At 44.3% G+C, this 22,279-nt stretch carries 18 protein-coding genes; 10 read left to right on the forward strand and 8 right to left on the reverse strand.

The genetic code is table 11. The annotated features are described in order from the left end of the window. Positions 1-4: 4 nt before the first annotated feature. The 6 genes from JEZ96_RS18645 to ftsY form a co-directional block, all read right to left on the reverse strand. Entirely contained in the window at positions 5-751 is a 747-nt protein-coding gene (locus JEZ96_RS18645; protein WP_011791135.1) for a fimbrial biogenesis chaperone, read from the reverse strand. A gap of 68 nt (positions 752-819) precedes the next feature. Beyond that, the gene (locus JEZ96_RS18650) at positions 820-1,350 is read right to left on the reverse strand and encodes a fimbrial protein (protein ID WP_025007982.1); all 531 of its coding nucleotides are present in this window, start codon (positions 1,348-1,350) and stop codon (positions 820-822) included. Between the two features lie 1,530 nt (positions 1,351-2,880). Next, positions 2,881-3,738 carry an RNA polymerase sigma factor RpoH gene (rpoH, locus tag JEZ96_RS18655; protein ID WP_011791137.1) on the reverse strand — a complete coding sequence of 286 codons (858 nt, stop codon included), beginning with the start codon at positions 3,736-3,738 and terminating at the stop codon, positions 2,881-2,883. 247 nt (positions 3,739-3,985) lie between these two features. After that, entirely contained in the window at positions 3,986-4,951 is a 966-nt protein-coding gene (gene ftsX / locus JEZ96_RS18660) for a permease-like cell division protein FtsX (RefSeq protein WP_011791138.1), read from the reverse strand. Continuing rightward, positions 4,948-5,664 (reverse strand): cell division ATP-binding protein FtsE, encoded by a 717-nt coding sequence (ftsE, locus tag JEZ96_RS18665; protein ID WP_011791139.1) that lies wholly within the window; start codon positions 5,662-5,664, stop codon positions 4,948-4,950. Before ftsE ends, ftsX begins: the two co-directional genes overlap by 4 nt. Positions 5,665-5,667: 3 nt before the next feature. Continuing rightward, entirely contained in the window at positions 5,668-7,110 is a 1,443-nt protein-coding gene (gene ftsY / locus JEZ96_RS18670; RefSeq protein WP_011791140.1) for a signal recognition particle-docking protein FtsY, read from the reverse strand. Positions 7,111-7,323: 213 nt separating this feature from the next. Between ftsY and rsmD the strand changes: the two genes are divergently transcribed. Together rsmD and JEZ96_RS18680 are read left to right on the forward strand one after the other, a co-directional pair. Further along, complete coding sequence (rsmD, locus tag JEZ96_RS18675) at positions 7,324-7,989, forward strand: 16S rRNA (guanine(966)-N(2))-methyltransferase RsmD (RefSeq protein ID WP_011791141.1); 666 nt, start codon at positions 7,324-7,326, stop codon at positions 7,987-7,989. Beyond that, positions 7,973-8,248, forward strand: coding sequence for a DUF1145 domain-containing protein (locus JEZ96_RS18680; protein ID WP_011791142.1), 276 nt, complete (start codon positions 7,973-7,975; stop codon positions 8,246-8,248). The genes rsmD and JEZ96_RS18680 overlap by 17 nt, the downstream gene beginning before the upstream one ends. Before the next feature lie 74 nt (positions 8,249-8,322). On the opposite strand, the gene cymA is transcribed toward JEZ96_RS18680, so the two are convergent. Next, complete coding sequence (gene cymA, locus JEZ96_RS18685) at positions 8,323-8,886, reverse strand: NapC/NirT family cytochrome c CymA (RefSeq protein WP_011791143.1); 564 nt, start codon at positions 8,884-8,886, stop codon at positions 8,323-8,325. A 487-nt stretch (positions 8,887-9,373) separates the two neighbouring features. Between cymA and JEZ96_RS18690 the strand changes: the two genes are divergently transcribed. From JEZ96_RS18690 to JEZ96_RS18705, 4 genes are all read left to right on the forward strand, one after another. Further along, entirely contained in the window at positions 9,374-9,814 is a 441-nt protein-coding gene (locus JEZ96_RS18690; protein ID WP_011791144.1) for a hypothetical protein, read from the forward strand. A gap of 251 nt (positions 9,815-10,065) precedes the next feature. Then, positions 10,066-10,326 carry a heavy metal-binding domain-containing protein gene (locus tag JEZ96_RS18695; protein WP_011791145.1) on the forward strand — a complete coding sequence of 87 codons (261 nt, stop codon included), beginning with the start codon at positions 10,066-10,068 and terminating at the stop codon, positions 10,324-10,326. 21 nt (positions 10,327-10,347) lie between these two features. Next, positions 10,348-11,886 (forward strand): efflux RND transporter periplasmic adaptor subunit, encoded by a 1,539-nt coding sequence (locus JEZ96_RS18700; RefSeq protein ID WP_011791146.1) that lies wholly within the window; start codon positions 10,348-10,350, stop codon positions 11,884-11,886. A 9-nt stretch (positions 11,887-11,895) separates the two neighbouring features. Continuing rightward, positions 11,896-15,045 carry an efflux RND transporter permease subunit gene (locus JEZ96_RS18705; RefSeq protein WP_011791147.1) on the forward strand — a complete coding sequence of 1,050 codons (3,150 nt, stop codon included), beginning with the start codon at positions 11,896-11,898 and terminating at the stop codon, positions 15,043-15,045. 95 nt (positions 15,046-15,140) lie between these two features. On the opposite strand, the gene JEZ96_RS18710 is transcribed toward JEZ96_RS18705, so the two are convergent. Continuing rightward, complete coding sequence (locus tag JEZ96_RS18710; protein ID WP_011791148.1) at positions 15,141-16,712, reverse strand: CehA/McbA family metallohydrolase domain-containing protein; 1,572 nt, start codon at positions 16,710-16,712, stop codon at positions 15,141-15,143. A gap of 322 nt (positions 16,713-17,034) precedes the next feature. Here JEZ96_RS18710 and JEZ96_RS18715 point away from each other — a divergent pair, with 322 nt between their 5' ends. From JEZ96_RS18715 to JEZ96_RS18730, 4 genes are all read left to right on the forward strand, one after another. After that, positions 17,035-18,594 (forward strand): AbgT family transporter, encoded by a 1,560-nt coding sequence (locus JEZ96_RS18715; RefSeq protein ID WP_011791149.1) that lies wholly within the window; start codon positions 17,035-17,037, stop codon positions 18,592-18,594. A gap of 13 nt (positions 18,595-18,607) precedes the next feature. Next, positions 18,608-19,093: a competence protein ComJ gene (gene comJ / locus JEZ96_RS18720; protein ID WP_011791150.1), complete on the forward strand. Its 486-nt coding sequence runs from the start codon at positions 18,608-18,610 to the stop codon at positions 19,091-19,093. 454 nt (positions 19,094-19,547) lie between these two features. Further along, entirely contained in the window at positions 19,548-20,798 is a 1,251-nt protein-coding gene (locus JEZ96_RS18725) for a dicarboxylate/amino acid:cation symporter (RefSeq protein ID WP_011791151.1), read from the forward strand. Between the two features lie 252 nt (positions 20,799-21,050). Next, positions 21,051-22,166, forward strand: coding sequence for an FUSC family protein (locus JEZ96_RS18730; protein ID WP_011791152.1), 1,116 nt, complete (start codon positions 21,051-21,053; stop codon positions 22,164-22,166). Positions 22,167-22,279 lie beyond the last annotated feature (113 nt).

The following is a 22,279-nucleotide window of genomic DNA, read 5'->3' on the forward strand; positions in this document are numbered from 1 at the left end:
CTTATCAATGATGTTCAGATGCAATGACATATTCACTTTTTACAAATCCGCCGTAATCATTTACTAAAGTGAATTCAATTGTCATTGGATATGTAATGACAAACTGCTGATTCTGAATGTCTATCAATTGATTAGACTTAGGTTCAAGCATAGTAATAGGGATGATTAACTCTTGTTTACCAGACTTAATTTTTGCCTCAACAAAAGAGGCAAAAAAAGCCGCATTATTTTTCACATCAAGGTGAATTCCAGCATCAGCATACTGAACATCAAAGGCAATCTCTTTTGCCACATCATCTGGATTAGATTCAATCTCTACAGGCCGATAAAATATTTTCACTCTATTTTTGAGCATCACTAGCATCTGATTTTCACCAGCATTTTCTTTCGATAATGGAGGTATCTGTAGAAAATTAAGATAAAATACACTCTCACGGTCTTTTGGCAGCTCACCACCGCTATAAATTAAGCGAATTAACTGCCCTCGCTTAGGCTCTATTCTAAAAATAGCGGGTAAGGCCAAAAATGGGCCGTCAGCATACTCAGGTGTCGACTCAGGGTTATTAATATCAGTCCAGACCTGAACAACATTTGGAAAAGCATCGTTATTGGTCAACTGAACACTGCGCTCTTTAGCATCACTAGGATAAATGACTCGCGTATTGGTCATGACCACACTCGCATTAACTGAAAAACCGATCATGAGTAGAGTCAAAAATATTAAACGAAGAAGTAAGCTAGACAAAATCATAGAAGCCCCAAAAAGCAGCAGCGCTCACCCATGGGCTGGGTGAGCGAATAATCATAATTTATCGTATATTAAAGATAAGAAACTGCATATTGGACAGAGCTAATCACACGACCTGCTGTTGCACTGCCAGTTTCAGAAATATACTGCACAGCAAAATCATGGGAGGCAGAGTCTGCACCTGCAGCAACATTTAATCCATCAACAGCACTTCCTGCTGTTAAATTGATTTCCGTTCCACCAACTGAATCAAGAAGCTGTAATGCTACATTCGTTGCTGTACCAGTATTACCTAAGTTACCTGCAGTTGTGACATTGTTACCCAAAAATACAGTTTTAATAGGTAAAGCTTGCGTTGCATTGACAGTACAACCACTGACTGAAATGGTAAAAGGTGTTTCACCAGCAACAGAGCCTGCAGTGGCAAGTTGAGCCGTAGAAACAGTTGGTAGCAAGACACTGGGATTAGCCGCATTTCCGTTAATCGCCACTTCACAAGTTTGGTCCGATACTTCACCCAAAAAAGTAATGGTATTATTCGCTTGAACACTAGTACCAAACAATGCACCTAAAACTAAAATAGATAGCGTTAATTTTTTCATCAGACATCCTACTGTTATCACTATATAGAAATATTAAGGTTATGGCTCATCAAAGCTGAGCACACAATAGCAACAACACCAAGAATTACATATAGGACCAGGCTTGCGATCTTGTAGGAAATTTCTGACAATAAATATACTAAAGATAAAAATGAAAAAGCGATTTCAAAAAATGAAACCGCCATTATTTATAACAAAATTGTGCCTCAATTATAATGAAGAGCAAGAATAACTTCATTCTCATTTTTTCGGCTAAATACTAGATTATTAATTTGTTTGAACTGAGTTGATAAAACACGTTTTTCGCCACTATACATAGCGTTCGGCAATATCTTAGGCTGTATAACTTGGGTAAGAAATTGATTAAAATTTTGGTCATAACAAGAAATGGTAGATAGATCGGAGTAGCAACTTGGTTCTGCTATCTCACCTTGAAAAGAAAGAGTTCTAAACTCAGTTTTTGCTATTACGTTACAGCTTATCACCGCGCTCAACATGACTGTAGTTACGCCGAATAACGATACCTTTAACATCTCATCACCCATTTCGATTTGTAGGACACCTCCTAACTATCGACCAAGAATGGATGTTCTGAAGTATATTTACTGGCAATAAATGTACTTATTGATAGATTAAAAATTTATAACTAACTAATCACACTTATCTAGTTTAAAACACTACTCATTCATATAAAAATGTCATGGCAAGAATAAGCGTTAAACAAAACAGTAGTCAGCACAAGTTTGGTTAAGATCAACCGCTATACTATTCTTCCACTGCGCATAGAAGATTGTTGAGACATTGCGGGGCAGCAACCATCGTACTTGGCTATCGTCTTGAAAATAATGAATGTTATTTTTTTTAAGCAACTCAATTAAAACTCTCGTCTCAAATTGGCATAGAATGACCTCAGTTCCCAATACATAACTAAGCTTTAAGTCCTCGGGTTCAAAAGCGATACCCTTGCAAACTAACCAAAACAAGCTCTGCTGACATACTTCGACGCCCCCATTGACACGAAATGCAGTACCCCAACCAGATTCTGATGATAGGGCTAACTTAGTGATCATTGAGAACATAACTTCCCACCTTTTTTAAACAATAAAAAGCCGCATATTGAGTATCTATCGTAAATTGGCAGGCATTCCTTCTAACTTAGAAGCTTTCCTTAGACACAATCCATCGCCACCCGGCCAAACCTTCCATGTTCAATGTCTATATCAACTTGCTTAAGGCAATACTCAAAATGCGGAGGAACAAACCGTTCGATAATAAACATCGAAAATAACTTTACGAATTGAGGCTCAAAAGTTAGCCATATATTAACTATTTATAACGGCTCTAAATGTAGGACAAATCCGATGTCTCGTGGTGAAATCAGCCATAGTCGCGTACGTTTCAATACAATTGAGCTTTATAGCTATAGCGAAATTCACTTTAAATGGCGCGATTAAATCTATTCTTTTTCCCATAAAAAAACCTGCCGAAGCAGGTTTTTTGTTTCTAACATCGAAATAAAACGCAACCTAGTTAGGCTTCCATACAGGCCTTAAGCTTGTTCATGGCGTTTTTCTCTAACTGGCGAATACGCTCAGCCGAGACTTGATAGGTTTCTGCCAATTCTTGCAGGGTGGTTTTATCGTCATCTAACCAACGGGCGCGCAGAATATGCTGGCTACGTTCGTCTAAGGTTTTGATGGCCGATAATAAACGACCTTGGGCATTGGATTCCCAGTTGTCGTTTTCGATGTTTTCGGCTAAATCTGACGAATGATCTTCAAGATAATGAACTGGGGCAAAATCCTGTTCGTCATCATTATCACTGGTCAAATCAAACGCGGGATCTTGGGCTGCCATACGTGATTCCATTTCGGTCACATCAGCTTTAGATACACCTAAATTTTCAGCCACCATAGTGACTTCTTCATCGCTAAACCAACCTAAGCGTTTTTTCGCTTTACGGATGTTAAAGAACAACTTACGTTGTGCTTTCGTGGTGGCGACTTTAACAATGCGCCAGTTTTTCAGCACATATTCATGAATTTCTGCTTTGATCCAGTGCACAGCAAAGGACACCAGACGTACGCCAACATCGGGGTCGAAGCGTTTTACTGCTTTCATTAGACCGATATTGCCTTCTTGGATCAAATCCGCCTGTGGCAGACCGTAACCTGAATAGCCTTTTGCAACATGCACAACAAAGCGTAAATGCGACATAATCAGTTGCTTCGCTGCTTGCAGATCACCCGTTTCCTGCAAACGCTTGGCTAACTCATACTCAGCCTCAGCGTCCAGCATACTGATGCTAGTCACTGAATGGATATAAGCCTCTAGACTACTACTGCCCTGTGGGACTGTCAGTGCCATTGATTGCGTTTGAAAGGTCATTCGCGCTCCTACTTTTCTTACCAAATACTTATCAAATATAAGTCGATTGCCATCTTGGATTATAGCAAAACACCTCAAGAATAGGCTGACGAACTATCGGCTAATTGACAGAGTATGTCAACCTTGGCTCGTCTTGGGGGTTACTTCTGCTCATCTAAGGCGTTACTTTTAACCCCGTTGAATAGACATTGCAAGTGAACAAAAGTTCATCGTAAAGGTTTTACCTATTCACTTTAATGCTAATGAACTAAGAGGGTTCTATTGCCCGTAGGTGTTGTCTGACGGATAAATACGAACCCAACCAGCCTAGGAAGGATGCTAACCCCACCAATTGTAGTAACTCTAATAAAGTGAGTGATTTCATTTCAAGTTGACTACCGTACAAACCCAATAACTCAGCAAGGGCGGAGTCAAGATACAAAACAAGTAAATTAATGATAATCCAAGCTAATATTCCACCAATCACCCCATACCAAATACCAGTATAAAGGAAGGGTCTTTGGATAAAAGACTCGGTTGCCCCCACTAATTTCATCACTTCTATTTCGGTACGGCGGTTCATAATCGCTAGACGAATTGTGTTGCCTATGACCAGCACAACAGCCAATACCAGTAAAGCCGCAATCGCCATCACAGTGCGCTCAAGCAAACGCACTACCGCCTGTAAACGCTCAAGCCATTCAATATCTAAACGTCCAAAGCTAATTTCAGGTTCGCGCTCTAACTTAGTTAATAGCTCACGTGCACCTATAGGCGTGGAGTATCTCGGTGTGGGGGTTACCGTTATCACTGCTGGCAGAGGGTTTTTATCAAGATAGGCCAGCGCTTCACCAAAGCCTGATAGACGCTGAAACTCCTCTAACGCTTGGTTGCGATCGATGTACTGGACTTTGTCCACCTCAGAATAAAGACGAATACGTGTCAGCAAACTTTGAATCGTTTGGTCACTGCGGTTTTCATCAATAAATAATGATATCTCCGCGGCACTGTTCCATGAACTTGTAATCGTTTCAGCATTCTTGACTAAAACCTGCAGCGCAGCGGGCAAACTTAAGCTTACACCCAGCACCGCCATGGTCATTACCGAAGATACAGGATTACGCCACAGTTCGCCCATACTCGCCATTGCCTGCTGCACATGGCGAATAAAAAACATCACTATCCGACCAGAAAGCGGTAACTTACTGCGCGTTAATTTAGCTGTATTGCTCATTGGCCATCACCTTTAACAGTCGGTTTACTGCGAGTATGTACGCTGTGGTGAAGTTCCTGTGAGCCTAACATTCGACCTTGTTTTAGGGTGAAAGTGCGGTACTTCATTCGTGCAATCAGTCCCAGATCATGGGTGGCGATTAACACGCTCGTGCCCGCGTCATTGAAGGTTTCAAATAGACGGAGAATATCCATCGATAATTTAGGATCTAAGTTGCCTGTAGGTTCATCGGCAAGTAGCAATGGTGGCTTGTTTACAATCGCACGGGCGATACCTACACGTTGCTGTTCACCGCCGGACAACATAATCGGGTTATGCCGCTCTTTACCATATAAACCGACCATGTCGAGCGCTCCAGCAACGCGCTTACGAATTTCGCCATGGGAGAAACCTTCTATCACCAGCGGTAAGGCCACGTTGTCGAACACGCTACGGTCCATCAACAGATGATGGCTTTGAAAAATCATCCCGATATTGCGACGTAAATAAGGCACATGCTTCGCACTAATTTTGGCAATATCATGGCCGTTAATCGCTACGCGCCCCGTTGTCGCCCTTTCGATAACCGTGATTAATTTCAACAGCGTACTTTTACCCGCACCAGAATGGCCGGTTAAAAATGCCATTTCACCTTGTTGTAGATGAAAATTCACATCTTCCAGCGCCATCTGGCCGCCAGGATAAATCTTACTGACCTGCTGAAAATCAATCATAAATTAGCTATCCGCTTTTTCTTGAGTGAACAAGGCATCGATAAATTCTTTTGAATTAAAAGTCCGCAAATCATCAATTTGCTCACCGACACCGATGTAACGGATCGGAATATTAAACTTGTCGGCAATCGCAAATACCACACCACCCTTTGCGGTTCCATCTAACTTACTGATAGTAAGCCCTGTAACACCTACGGCTTCTTGGAATAACTTTGCTTGGCTTATCGCATTTTGGCCTGTACTCGCATCCAGTGTTAGCATGACCTCGTGCGGCGCTTCTGGATCGAGCTTCTTCATCACCCGCACCACTTTCTTTAGTTCTTCCATCAAATGGGCTTTATTTTGTAAGCGACCCGCTGTGTCGGCAATCAACACATCGACTTTACGCGCTTTAGCGGCTTGCAGTGCATCGAACAATACAGAGGCACTGTCTGCTCCTGTATGCTGGGCGACGACGGTAATATCGTTGCGTTGTCCCCAAACCTGTAATTGCTCAACAGCTGCCGCGCGGAAGGTATCACCGGCGGCTAACATCACAGACTTACCTTGGCTTTGATATTGTTTAGCCAACTTACCGATAGTAGTAGTTTTACCCACACCATTGACGCCAACCATTAAGATAACAAATGGGCCATTGGCATTATTGGGCACTAACGGAATAGCGACGGGATCGAGTGTTTTTTGCAACTCATCACGCAGTAAATCATATAGTGCCTCAGCATCTTTAAGCTGCTTACGTGAGGCATGTTCAGTCAACTTATTGATTAATCGAGTGGTAGTTTCGACGCCAACGTCGGCGATTAATAATTGTTCTTCGAGTTCTTCAAACAGATCATCGTCAATTTTCTTGCCGCGAAATAGGCCGATAAAACCACTGCCAATATTCTCGCTGGTACGCATCAAGCCGCGTTTCAGGCGAGCAAATAATCCTTCCTTAACGGGTCTTTCCTGCGGCTCTGGCTGTAATTCGGCCGCGGGCTCAACAGCTTGTGCAGTTTCAGCTTGAGCTAGTTGCTCTGCAGCGGCTTTCTCGGCCGCTAACTGCTGTGCTGCCAATTGTTCTACGATGCGTTGCTCTGCTGCTAACTGTGCGACGGCTAAGGCCTCAGCTGCATGCTTTTCGGCCCTGAGTTGTTCTGTGGCCAAACGTGTTGCTTCGGCTTGCTGTTTAGCGAAGTCCAGCGCTTCAATTCGAGCGTGCTCTAGGGCAAACTGCTCTGCTTCGGCTTTTACCTGTGCTTGTTCGGCAGTTAATTGTTCCGCAGCCTGTTTTTCAGCATGAGCGTGAGCTTCGACCTCTATAGCCTGTTGCACTTCAGCTTGTTCCTGCTGTGCTAAACGCTCTGTTGCATCATCTTGTGTTGGAGTAACAACTGGCGTTTCTGCGACGACCTCATCTTGTGACTTATCTTTACGAAACCAAGAGAAAAAACCTTTCTTTGCCATGTGTGATTCCAACGCTCTACTGCAATATTGAATTTTGAATAAGACCCTGATGTTATACCAGATTGCCTTAGCAATTACGCCCAAAAAGTCGGCAATTAGCTAAGCTCACTTAGCCTTCTCACCTTTTAGTGAGACTTTGATATAAAATAGCGGCCTTTATTAAGGTGGCACAGTCTACCACTTTCTTTCTTCAGGCAAAATCACGGGTGCACTTTGGTTAATCATCGAACGGTCAAAAATAATGTGACCAAGGGTCAAACCGCCAAAAATAAACCCGGCAGTGGACAAGTGCGGATCATTGCAGGCCAATGGCGCTCGCGTCGTCTACCTATCCAAGATCTCGAAGGTTTACGCCCAACGACTGACAGAGTTCGCGAAACACTCTTTAACTGGCTGGCCAATGACATAGTCAATGCACGTGTACTCGATTGTTTCGGCGGCAGCGGCGCCTTAGCCCTTGAAGCCTTATCTCGCTATGCCAGTTTTGCCAAAATTATCGAGTTACAACGCGGCGCAGCCATACAATTGAGAGAAAATCTCCAAACCCTTAAATGCGATAAGGCCGAAGTGCTCAACGCTGACACTCTAGTGGTGTTGCAAAAGGGCTGTGCGCAAGGTTTCGATGTCGTGTTTATCGATCCCCCCTTTCGTAAGGGATTGGCAGAAAAGACGATTCAATTGCTAGATACTCAAGGTTGGCTCAATGATGGTGCCTTGATTTATGTCGAAATCGAGTCTGAATTAACGCAACTCGCCATCCCTTCCCGCTGGCATGCCTTAAAAGAAAAGAATGCAGGGCAAGTGAGCTACCGTTTATATCAATACCAACAAGCAGACACTGCAGAGATAAAAGAGGAAAACCATGTCCTTGCTGATTAACTTAGGCAAAACGATTACATTAGTGGCTTGGCTGATGATGTTCTATAACCTCATCATGCCATTTGACGGTAATGTCGCCATTGTTTTAAATATTATTTTTGGCATTACCTGCATGATGCACTGCTTTCAAGTGGCCATCTTCCATATGCTGTTTAAGAACTTACTGCCACTTCGTAAAACAGACTATCTGCAAGTCTTTATCTTCGGGATTTTTAGCCTGTTAGTTTATCGTCAGCGAGTGATGGCTCAAGCGAGTTAACTCAATTAGCTCCAGACAGCAAAAAGCCCTCAAAAGAGGGCTTTTTAGTTCAAGTATGAATCGCTAAAAACCTATTATCCTTTTGGATATGGGTGAGCTACACCTTTATGGCAGTCAACACAGGTTTTTCTGGCTTCTGGATCTTTCTTAAAGTTATTAGTGTGCATTCTGACAGCCATAGGCTTCATAGTTTCTGGCTGGTTTTCATAAATGCGAGTATGGCAGTGTTGACAGTTAGCGGAGTCATTACTGCGGAAATACTTAAGTGCTAGATCGGCTTGCTCTTTACGGTTTTCATCTAACCAAGCTTGAGTGTTAAAGCCATCAATCGTTAAGAAACCATATAAGTCTTTAGATACAATGATTTTTTTGATCAAATAATCTACAGGACCATGTGGTAAATGACAGTCTTGACATTGAACGGTCACACCCGCACGACCACCACCATGGGCAGATGCAAGAACTTCATCCTTAAGTGAATGGTTGCTGTGACAGGACATACAGAACTGATCCGTACTTGTCGCATGTAAGGTTTGTTGGGTTGCGAAATAACCCACTACGCCGATAACAATACCGACGACCATCAGCGCCAGAATTGAATATTTTGCGCTAGGTTTAAATAGTGCACGCCAGTTCATTACTCTATCTCCAAAATTGCCAAAATTAGTTTTTATAAGTCTAGTTTATGCTATTTCACTTATTAGAAATTTGATTCTAAGCCTAAATCTATCGATTAAATTAAACTTAAAAGCGCAAAATGAGACCTAGCTCTAACTATCAGGACAATAATTGGTCAAAACAGACCTATAGCAGAGCATTTATGCACTTCAACTAAAGCTAATGCAATCATCAAACAATCGCAAGTTATCGAATATTTGCAAAAACAAACCTACCTTTTTACAAAGTTATTTTCATAATGTGAAATTGTGATCGATGGCACACTTTGTTGATACCCTGATACGACATAAACCAATATCAATGTTGGCAAAACTGTTCTCCATTGATAGCCAATGGGTATCTCATTGAGATAAATATGAGGTCTTGTCATTCCCTGAAATGTGAGTTAACGCATTGCAGCAGAATCCCGCTGTGCTAGAATCGAGCCGTTCATTATTTGGAATACTTATGCATCAAACTCTTAGTCGTTATCTATTTGTCATCTTCACTTTACTCGCACTCGTCGGGCAAAGTGTCGTGTCTAATGGTCACGCCATGGTGCCACACACTATGGATATGAGTGCGATGAACCATAAGATGCCAAGCCACGGAATGGATCATGCTGCAATGATGCAAATGAACACAGAGAACACTTCTGACGCCCATTCAATCGCCAACGCGGATTGCTGTAACGATGAAACGCTTCCCGGCGAACAACAGCATTGCTGTGATGGCACCACATCATGCTCAAATGATTGTGGTCATTGTTTGACGATTTCAGTTGCTGGCACTCTATTCAGCCCACACCTCTGGCCAAGTGTGAGCATAAGCGATACTGCAATGGCCACTCCTATGCCTCATTTCCACTCTATCTCTTTGTCTTCGGCCTTTAAACCACCGATAGCCTAGCCCTACTTTGCCCTAAATGGGCTGATCAGCCCTGAGTAAAAGTTAAGCTAAAACGAGAATTCGGTTAGCCCACAGCTAACACCCAATTTCGCCGTTTATTGTGGTGCCTTATCGTCAACCTAGGCATCCAAGCACTGCAACTTGTATAACTGAGCAATCATCAATCTTGGCATGTTAACCACCAAGAATGCTGACGTTCATTATCATGTGATGCGCTTATATTCGGCCGTAAATCCGATGGAGTGAACTATATGAAAATATTAACTAATCTTGTCTTAATTGCATTATTGGTAATGAGCACAAACTCATTTGCGACGACCACGCCGCACGAACATCATCACGGCAATGCCAATCCACAGGAACAAGCCCATACCCATGTTTGCCCTATGCACCCTGACGTGACAGGCGGCAAAGAGGACACTTGCCCTCAATGTGGTATGAACTTAGAACCAAAGGCAGCAGAAGCAAAACCAGCTGAAGGTGCGGTGAAAAACGCCCACAAACACCACTAAGCTTTGCTGGAGATGAGGCATATGAATCCATTTAAAACCGTAAAAAAGCAGGCACCCAATGCCGTACTAATCCTAAGCAGCTTACTGCTGGGATTACCGTTAAGCCATGCTCAACTATCGAGTGAAAAGGTTTTCGCATCGGGTACAGCTGGGACCACAGATCATTCACCGAAAAGTACCGAACTAAACCAAGTAAAAACTTACACTTGTCCAATGCATCCGGAAGTGCTCAGCCATGAACCCGGTCGCTGCCCTAAGTGCAATATGTTTTTAGTTGAAAAGGAAGGCACCGATACCAATTCAGCAGATCCACATGCTGAACATCAACATACAGATCACTTAGCGACAGACCATGCGCACACCTCGACCACGAAAGCGGCAAGTCAAGTGTTCGACACACCAACCCCTAAGGCTAACAATCTCGTTAAAAAAACCAGCGAAGAAACAACAACTAAATACATTTGCCCTATGCATGCCCACATCATCAGCGATGTGCCCGGTACGTGCCCTATCTGCGGTATGAATTTAGAAAAAGTCGAAACGGGCGGCAATACCCAAGAAATCAATATCAATGTTTCCGGCAGTATGCAGCAAGCGCTGGCACTCAAAGTCGCCAAGGTTGAACGCGACACACTGTGGAAATTTGTCGAAACCGTTGGACAAGTGGATTACGATGAAAGCCAAATAACGCATATCCATGCTCGAGTAACGGGTTGGGTTGAAAAACTGATGGTAAAGTCCATGGGAGACACAGTCAAAAAAGGGCAGCTACTCTATGAAATCTATTCACCCGATTTAGTCAATGCTCAGGATGATTATTTACTCGCCTTAGATACCGCCAAAACAGCAGGCAATCAGAGATATCAGGATCTTGTTCGTAGAGCAGGCTTAAGACTGTCATTTTTAGGATTTACCGAGCAACAAATCAAGCAATTAGCCGACTCGCGCCAAACCCAATATCGGGTACCCTTTTATGCACAACAGGATGGTGTAGTCGAAACACTGTCTATCCGCGATGGTATGTATATTGAGCCATCCACCGAAGTGATGTCGTTAGTCGATCTCTCTAAGGTATGGGTCATAGCCGATGTGTTTGAAAATGAACAAAGCTGGATAGTCAAAGGCCAACAGGCTGAAGTGGCTGTGCCCGCCATGAACTTAAGCGGGATAAAAGGCACTATAGATTATATCTATCCGGAACTTGATCCTGTCACGCGTAGCTTGCGAGTGCGTGTTGTGCTCAATAACACCCATGTTTCCCTTAGACCTAAAACCCTCGCTAAGGTCTCGCTTTTTGGCGGCCCCAATAAAGACACGCTAGTAATCCCACAGGAAGCCTTAATCCAAACGGGTAAAGAGAATCGCGTGATAGTCAAACAAGACGACAATAGTTTTGCCGCTAAAGTCGTGACCGTCGGCATGATGAGTCAGGGTAAAGCTGAGATTGTCTCGGGCTTAACCGAGGGCGAGCGCGTGGTGATCTCAGGGCAATTTTTACTCGACTCCGAAGCCAGCCTCAAGGGCAGTTTAATGCGTTTAAGCAGCGGTCATCAGCACTAGGAGCGCATCATGTTAAAGTACATTATCGAAGCCTCCATCAGACAACGACTTATGGTGTTGATCATTGCCATCATGATCACTGTCTGGGGCGTACAAGAGTTGCGTAAAACGCCACTCGATGCCTTGCCCGATCTGTCGGATGTGCAAGTGATTATTAAAACGTCCTATCCTGGGCAAGCGCCTAAATTGGTAGAAGAACAAGTCACTTATCCTTTATCTACGGCCATGTTAGCTGTACCCGGTGCCAAAACGGTACGTGGCTATTCCATGTTCGGCGACTCCTATGTCTATGTGATTTTCGAAGATGGCACAGATATCTACTGGGCGCGCTCACGGGTATTAGAATACTTAAGTCAGATCAGTAGCCGTTTACCCCAAGGCGTACAACCGTCCCTTGGCCCCGATGCCTCAGGTGTGGGTTGGGTGTTTGAATATGCGTTGGTCGATCGCTCCGGCAGTTTAGATTTATCACAGCTCAAAAGCCTGCAGGACTGGTATCTTAAATTAGAGCTACAAAGCGTGGCTGGCGTGTCTGAAGTCGCAACCGTCGGTGGCATGGAGCAGACCTATCAGATTGTGCTCGAACCCGACAAAATGGCGATCTATAAACTGGATATCGCCAGCATTAAAGATGCGATAGAAAAATCTAATAGCGAAGCGGGTGGCTCGGTCATCGAAATGGCTGAAGCCGAGTATATGGTGCGCGCCAAAGGGTATCGTCAAACCCTTGAGGATTTCCGCGAAATTCCATTAGGCATCACCAGCCCTTCAGGCACAGGTCTATTACTCAAGGATGTCGCCACCGTGCGCAAAGGCCCGGCCTCACGCCGCGGTATAGCCGAACTCGATGGTGAAGGTGAAGTCGTAGGCGGCATTATTGTGATGCGCTACGGCGAAAATGCTTTATCCACGATTGATGCCGTAAAAGCTAAGCTTGAAGAACTGAAAGCTGGTTTACCCGATGGGGTTGAAATCATCCCCACCTACGACAGATCCCAATTAATCCTTAATTCCGTTGATAACCTGTTCAGCAAAGTTGTCGAAGAGATGCTGGTCGTAGGGCTGGTCTGCCTACTGTTTTTACTGCATGCACGCTCGACTCTCGTCGCCATCATCACCCTGCCGCTTTCAATCCTGATTGCCTTTATCGTAATGAATAAGATGGGGGTTAACGCCAACATTATGAGTCTTGGGGGTATCGCGATTGCCATAGGCGCGGTGGTGGACGGCGCAATTGTGATGATTGAAAACCTGCACAAACATTTGGAGCAGTTTCACACAGAACACAACCGAGAACCCGATACCAAAGAACACTGGCGGATCGTCACCGAAGCCTCGATTGAGGTTGGCCCTGCACTATTTTTCTCTTTAATTATTATCACCTTAAGTTTTGTACCTGTGTTTGCACTCGAAGCACAGGAAGGCCGTTTATTTGCACCTCTGGCCTATACCAAATCCTTTGCAATGGCCGCTTCCGCATTATTAGCAATCACATTAGTGCCAGTCTTAATGGGCTATTTTATTCGGGGAAAAATTCCGAGTGAGCATAAAAATCCCATCAGTCGCGTGCTGATCGCTTTATATAAGCCATCGCTTAATCTGGTACTTAGGTTCCCTAAAATCACCTTAGCATTAGCGTTGATTGCCTTAGTCAGCGCTTGGTATCCTATGACGCGCATGGGCAGTGAGTTTATGCCCGAGTTAGAAGAAGGCGATTTACTCTACATGCCAACCGCGTTACCAGGACTCAGTGCGGGCAAAGCCGCCGAAGTGTTACAGCAAACCGATCGTTTGATTAAAACCGTCCCCGAAGTCGCCCGCGTATTTGGTAAGGTGGGCCGCGCCGAGACTGCGACCGATCCCGCGCCGTTAACTATGCTCGAAACCACCATCATGCTTAAACCCCATGAAGAATGGCGCGAGGGTATGACCTTAGATGGCATCATCGCTCAACTGCAACAAACGGTGAAAGTGCCGGGTATCACGAATGCTTGGGTTCAACCCATCAAAACCCGTATCGATATGCTCTCGACTGGGATAAAAACCCCCGTTGGCATTAAGATCACCGGCGCCGATGTGAACGAACTACAAAGCCTAGGAGCAGAAATAGAGGCCATTCTCAGTAGAGTGCCACACACTAAGTCGGCCTATGCCGAACGCAGTGGCGGCGGGCGTTATATCGATATCACCCCAAAACTCGATGTGGCTGCACGTTACGGTATGTCATTGCAGGATATTCAAGATGTAGTACGTTACGCCATTGGCGGTATGGATATTGGTGAATCAGTACAAGGGGCTGAGCGTTATCCCATCAACCTACGTTATCCCCGTGAGCTACGCGATAATATCGAGAAGCTACGTGAACTCCCGGTGATCACTAAATCGGGAAATTACCTGCCACTGCGAAATTTAGCGGATATCGAAATCACCGATGGCGCCCCTATGCTCACCAGTGAAAATGGTCGCTTAATCTCTTGGGTGTTTATCGATATTGAAGGCACGTCTATCGGTGAATACATTACTACCGCAAAGCAAGCATTAACTGCCGAACTTAAAGTGCCCCCGCGCTACAGCTATACCTTCGCAGGCCAGTATGAATATATGCAACGGGTAGATGCAAAACTGAAGCAAGTGATCCCTATGGCCTTAGGTGTGATATTCATCCTGTTGATGATGACATTTGGCTCTACTTTGCAGGCGAGTATTATCATGCTCAGCCTCCCATTCGCGCTGGTCGGCAGCACTTGGCTATTGTATCTACTGGATTACAACATCTCAGTCGCCGTCGCAGTCGGTATGATTGCGTTGGCGGGCGTTGCCGCGGAGTTTGGGGTAATCATGCTGATTTACCTTAATAATGCGATTAAGCACAGGCAAGAGAAGAATAACTACCATACAGTTACCGATCTCAAAGAAGCTTTAATTGAAGGTGCTGTTATGCGTATTCGCCCCAAAGCGATGACAGTCGCCACTATCTTTTTTGGCCTACTGCCCATTATGTGGGGCGCGGGTTCGGGTAACGATGTGATGCAAAAAATCGCCGCACCTATGGTCGGTGGTATGGTCACAGCGCCAATCCTGTCGCTCTTTGTGCTGCCCGCACTTTATCTATTAATTTACTCTCGTCAGTTAAAGAAAGAAGCTGCACCAATAAGTTAATAACGGTATATCGCTAATAAAAATCCCCCAAGTGATTATCGCTTGGGGGGATTTTTATGATCCCACTCAGGTGATTTAATCACCGTTAAAGAGGCTTATTTGCCCGTATTGACAAACACAGGATTGGAATAAAACCACAGGTCATCATAGTTACGGTCATTAATTTTGTTATACCAAGCCTGAACAGATTCATCATCTTCTTTATTAATCACAGCAGACTTTAAGGGATTGCCTTTTTCCGTGAGATTAGCTTGGTTGTAATCTAGATTAGTACCACGTAAACGGAAATATTGATGCTTATCAGCAATAAAGCTGTAACTCATGCTGTAGTATCCATCGGCATCTTTTTGCCAATCAGCACTGGTAAAAGTCTTAACCACTAAGGTTGAATCGTTAGTTTCCTTTTCATATGCCGTTGTCCCCGCTTCAGCACGCGGCCCCACATTACCCGCAATCAAGTCGATATGATGCACACCAGGGTTAACTCCCGCATAAATTTCATTACCGATATCTGATTCTTTATTATTCATTGTGGGGCTTTTAAAGCGAATAGTCAGAGTTAACTTATCTCCCGCTTTCGCCACCAAAGTTTGCCCCATAGTGGCGCTATGATGACTACTTTCAAGCCTAAAATCCAAGGCATCGATCAGATCACCAAATACTGAAAAGCTATTCCCAGAACGCAAACCGTCCAAGAGGGCTTTAGTATCATTACCATCGACCCAAGTATAACTTTTAGCATATTCACCGGGATAATAGCTGCTTGCATAAGGTGGGCGCGTTTTAAAGTGGATATCAGAATTACCCATATTCCATATCTGGCGACCTTCACCTAACAACGCATCCCACCAACCGCCGACTTGCGCTACCACAGGATCGACTCCGCCATAGACACCGCTACTGCGCTCAGCATAATCACCCCGATTACCGCTAAATTGTCCACCAACCAAACCTTCAACTAAAAAGAACACATTGGGTGCTGCATCATTCAACTCCCTGACATCTTTAATGGTATAGCTGGTTAAATAGCGACGAGGATGATTTAACATGCCATAGCTACTATCAGGATAGTGAGTCTCTAGCCACGTCAAGGCAGCGATGGCATCTTGGTGAGTCTGATTTTGACGGGTGTCACCCGCAGCCTCCCAAGCGGCAACATCTTTAGCATTAAAGTCTTCAATACTATTTTTACTACTAAATCGATATTCGAACGTCTTAATCGCCGCAAGAACTTCAGACTCATCGCCGAGAATACCGATATTAAAATGCTCATGGGTAGGCATATCCCACTCGAAACTCGAGTAGGCCAGTTTGCCGGCGTATTTAGACATAGAGGCCTTAAGGCCAGGATTTTCATACTGAACAAGTGCATCGTAAAAAAGTAACCCACCCAAATCATTATCATCATTATCTTGGCTGTTATCGCGCATGTGATTGGATAATGCGACATAGTCTAAATTGAAGTCATCAAACGCCCACTTCAAAATATCAGACTGGGTTTCGCGGGCATCCTGCGAAACAGCGGTATGCACATGCAAGTCACCCTTTAACCAACGCCCCGTGGGTTCAATAGGTGTCGGGTGAGTGTCTTCTGAGTCTGAATTACAACCAGATAACACCATTAGAGAAGACAATAAAACCATATTAAGCTTGATCACTTTACGCACGAATAACCTCTTTATATTCATCAAATCGAAGCCAGAATATAAGTCGAACGGATGACACGGTAATGACAGCCGTATTCGCTAACAATAAAATAAACTTCTAAGATAATTTACCTACTTAATTGCCAATCCTAACCACCATAGACCATGAAGATACAATCGTGATAATGTAGCCGCACTAAATTAGCAATAGCATTAATGCTGTAACACTCTAAACTTTAAGCATTAATACTATTAACGAAACCTAAAACCTAAAGTAACTAATCACGGTTTCTTATTTAGAACGAATATCAACCATCATTATTTAGAGCAATAAGGCGCCCATATGGTTAATCATAAATCTGCCACCGGATTTCAGCGATTTCTCAATACGGTAGAAACTGTAGGAAATAAACTTCCAGATCCCGCCGTATTATTTGCCATGTTTTTAGGCTTGGTCTGGCTGATCTCTTGGTGGTTATCTGGCGTCAGTTTTGATGAGATCGATCCCCGTAGTGGCAACCCCATTCAAATTGTCAATATGTTAGATGGCGCGGCATTAACCGCTTTTACATCAACGATGGTGTCGACCTTTGTGACCTTCCCGCCGCTAGGTGTTGTGCTGGTTGCTATGCTCGGCCTTGGTGTTGCTGAGCATACGGGCTTTATTAATGCTGGGCTGCGTTCCATTTTATCTGTTACCCCAAAAATGTTGCTGACTCCGGTACTGATCGCCGTGGGAATTCTGAGCCATGTTGCAGTGGATGCAGGTTATGTGCTCGTTATCCCGCTCGGTGCGGTGATTTTTTATGCCGCAGGCCGTCATCCCTTGGCGGGGATTGCCGCGGCGTTTGCGGGCGTATCAGGTGGTTTTTCGGCAACGGTTGGTGTGCCATCGAGTCTTGATCCTATGTTAGCGGGGTTAACGCAAGCGGCGGCAAGATTATCGGCCGATCCCGCTGCCGCAGATCTCACCATTAACCCACTGAATAACATCTTCTTTACCTCAGCGTCAGCCCTCTTAATTATCTTAGTTGGCTGGTTCATTACCGATAAAATCATCGAACCACGCCTGAAAAACACTACAGTGAATGGCGATCCAGCGACACTCCCAACTCTAGATGAACTTCAGCCCCATGAGCGCCGCGGACTGAGATTTGCCATGGCTTCCATGTTGTTTTGTGCTTTAGCCCTAGTATTAACCGCCTACGGAGATCACTCCGCTTGGCGTGGTGAAGACGGGGCACTCACCAGTGCTTCAGCGCCTTTAATGCGGTCAATTGTGGCGATTATTTTTGTGTTCTTCCTCATCCCCGGCATAGTTTATGGCTATGCCGCAGGTACGGCTAATAATCACAGAGCCATTATTCAAGGTATGAGCAAATCCATGAGTGGCATGGGTTATTACATCGTTATGGCCTTTTTCTGTGCGCAATTTATTTATGCTTTCGGCCAATCCAATTTAGGGGCGTTAATGGCGATTAAAGGCGCATTGGCGTTAAAAGAGTTAGCCCTTCCTATGGGGGTTACGCTAGTCGGCATTGTATTTCTCACCGCGTTAGTCAATCTATTAGTGGGCTCCGCATCGGCGAAATGGGCGCTTATTGGTGCCATTATGGTGCCAATGTTAATGGAACTAGGCGTATCACCCGATTTGACTCAAGCCGCTTATCGAGTGGGCGATTCATCAACCAATATCATCACACCGCTAATGCCTTACTTTCCATTGATTGTGGTGTTCTGCCAAAAATACGTTAAGGAATCGGGCATAGGTACCCTAGTGGCGCTCATGTTACCGTTTTCAATCAGTTTTCTATTGCTATGGAGCGGTTTCTTGCTGGGATATTGGGCATTAGGCTTACCGTTAGGTATCGGCAGTTCACTCACTTTCCCTGCTTTACCATAATTTGAGGTTCATTATGCAAGTGGATAGTACCCAGACAGTGGATCTCTTAATCTCACATAGTCAGATTATTGTGCGCTCTAGGGAGTTTAATGAAGATTTGAGTCAATGGGGGCGTGGCAATATTACCCAAGGCGCACTTCTGCATAGAGATTATTTATTATTTGATCCTATTGTGGAGGGCGCATTTGGGGCAAATGTTATTTTGTCTATATGCCATGAGTTCAAGATGGACCCAGCTTGCCAACGCTGCATCCTTGCCCCTTTTTATGTCGTTGACAAAGATCAACTGGAAGTCGCATCAGCCGCTGAAAAATTTAAGATTTATTTACCACTTAATGATGAACTCTATTCGGTATATTACGAAGTTTGTGAGGGGGAGGAGGTATTTTATAAATTGACCTTTATCCCCTCCACTCATGTCGTAACGCCCCAATACCTTCTAGCGGATCATTGGGGTGGGGAAAAAGGAAAGAAAATCATTGCTGGTTTTGCAGAGTAATATATTCAATAAGCTAAGGTGAGTTAATGCAATTGACCTTCACTCTAACAAGTGTTGCTCACCAAGTAAGAAGCCATTTATGGTGTTTCTGATTAAGATTAAAAGGTAGCAGTTTAAAACACTGCAAAATTCGCATTCTGTAATCCATCCGCTAAAATATTAGCTCAAAATAAACTATTGCAATTTTTAACCGCCAAAAATTGCACATTATTTATTTAAGGCTGGTTTGATGTAAATGTTGGTTATTTTAAAACCAACACAGGTAATGTTTCACAAACCGAAACGTTCCAGTTATGGTACTTTAGTCGTACAAAAAAAGAGTGTCGGGAGGTTTGCCTTTAATACAAAGCGAACCTTTAACACAGAATGCGCCTTTATCGCTAAGGTTGAATCATCAAGTTCAACCGTCTGGGTATGACACAAAAAATCACGGCAACAGCGGAGTTTAGCCATAGTGAAAAACAAGAGTTTATTGGGCAATATTGGTGTGCAAGTGGTTATTGCCATGATGTTAGGCGCACTAGTGGGTTTTATCATGGGCGACAGTGCGAGCGTGTTTGCACCACTGGGTACCATTTTTATCCACTTAGTCAAAATGCTCGTCATCCCATTGGTGTTAGTTTCTATCATTAGCGGCGCCGCCAGTTTAGGTGATAGCCCATCGGCGGGTAAGATTGGCGTTGGCACATTCGGTTTCTTTATTGTGACTTCAGGCTTTGCTGTGGTGCTCGCTCTCGTGATGGGTAATCTATTTAAGCCCGGTGCTGGGGTTGATTTTACTGCCCACAGCAGCACAGGTTTGATGGAAGTCACTAAGGAGCAAGGCGCATTACCAGGGGTAATGGATACCTTTATCGGCATGATCCCAACCAATGTGTTTGAGTCGCTGAACGGCGGTAACATCTTACAAATCCTAGTCTTTAGTATCTTCTTCGGTATTGCGCTCACTAAGGTTAAAGGTGATGGAGCTAAACCGATTTTGGCCGCGCTAAATACCGTTGTTGATGCCTTTGTATGGATGATTAACTGCGTGATGATCATTGCGCCTATTGGTGTATTTGGTTTGATGGCTGACTCTGTAGGCACCTTCGGTTTCGATGCCCTAGAAGTGGTATTTAAGTTATTCGCTGTGTTTGTGGCAGCAATTTTGATCTACGGTTTTATCTTCTTCCCGTTAGTCGTGCAACTCTTCTCAAGAGTGTCTGCATTACAGTTTATTTCGGCCATGAAAAAACCTCAGGTAATGGCATTATCAACCGCCTCCTCAATGGCAACTCTGCCTGTGAATATGGAAACCTGCGAGGTAGATCTTAAAGTCTCTAAGGCAACAACAGCCTTTGTACTGCCCTTAGGTGCCACCATTAATATGAGCGGTAATGCGATTTATTATGGTTTAGTGGCCATGTTTTTCGCCCAAATGTATAACGTCGACCTGTCGATAACCGCCTATGCTGCGATTATTTTTACCTCCACTTTAGGCGCAATAGGTCAAGCAGGTGTGCCGGGCCCATCCTTCTTAGTGGTGGCAGTGCTATTAGCCGCCGGCATTCCTATCGATGGCTTACCTTTGCTATTTGCCTTAGACAGAGTGTTTGACATGATCCGCACCGCGCTCAATATCACAGGTGACGCGGCATGTGCCTTAGTCATGGATAAATATACTGAGGGCGAAGTTGAAGCAGATAACGGGCGCAGCTTTAGCTAACGTGCTTTAGCTAACGTAGAATACGGGCTTGAATAAGCAGTGCTTATTCAAGCTCTTATGCTGATTAAACAGGCGCGAGTCAAAACGACTTAATTCAAATATCTCAGCCTCAATGTGATCCCTCACATCACCACGACTAAACTCAAGCTGCTAAATCTCGCAATTTACATTTCTTATCGCCACATAACCGCTGTTGACCATACTTTTCTGCGATACTAGGCTCAAATTAAAGTGACAAAGGAGTTTTGTATTATGTCTGTATTTGCCCCAGCCACACCCTTTGCCGACTTTATCTATCGCCATTTTCGCTCTATCCACGCCCTCAAACTGGGCTTAGCACTGCTGATTGCTGTCACCATTAATGCCATTTGGGCGCCACCGCATTTTATTTGGAGCATGGTCACGATAGTGATCATTATGATGAGCTTACCGCAGGTCGGCGGCGCAATAGAAAAATCCTTACAGCGGGCCATTGGAACCTGTTTAGGCTCAGCTTATGGAGTGATGTTAGTTGCAACAGTTGATAGCTATTGGCTAATGATGAGTCTACTTATCTTGGCGGTGAGTCTTATCTGTTTTATCTCAGCAGGACGTTATAGCTATGCCTATTTAGTGGCAGGATTTACCATCATTATTGTTGTGGGTGATGCCAACCATGATACTTCCGAAGCCCTATGGCGCACCGCCAATATTCTCTCTGGTTGTGTAATTGCTATTTTAGTCTCTCTGTTTATTTTCCCTATCCAAGCCAAGCAAGATTGGCGATCGCAACTCACTCATGCCATTGAAAATATGGCAAATGTGTTGACCAAACATTTAAAGGCACCCGCCAACCATAGCTTAGATTTTCGCACCGAACTCGAAGCCGCAATGAAAGCCGTGCTCACCCAAAAGAAGTTATTTTTCTCCTTAGAATGGGAAAGTAAAACCCTCAAAAAACACAAGGTGTTATTGGCGCAATTAGCCAACAAACAAGTGCGTTTAATCACTTTACTTGAACTCTTGCCCTTAACCCGCTGGCAGGAAGAAGATAAAGACGCTTACCACCAAATCAATAGCATTGCCGCAGAGCTCGCGCTCTACCTACAACAATTAGCTGAGTTTATTGCAGGTAACACACCGCAGTTACCCACATTACCTGAACACCTAGAGTTGCAACTACAACAGAGGTTACAACTGACATTGCCGATGGCAAGTGGAATGGCTTCTCCCGATATCACGCCTTTATCACACCAAGCGCCACAAGGATTTGCACTTACAGGTTATAGCTGGCTTATTTACCAACTCGCCATCGCGGTAGAAGCGCTATATGAAGATATCAGTATTATCGATAGCGCCTACAACAAGCCGCCCGCTAAAAGCAATTAGAGTCAACCTGTGCAATTAACAATTAAATATTAGAATCTAAATTGGATCGGTCTTGGCGCATGACTCTCCTAATGCGCTAAACCTTAGATAAACCCTTGGTTGGCCTTGCATTC

This window comes from Shewanella putrefaciens, assembly GCF_016406325.1.
GTDB classification, from domain to species: Bacteria; Pseudomonadota; Gammaproteobacteria; order Enterobacterales; family Shewanellaceae; genus Shewanella; species Shewanella putrefaciens.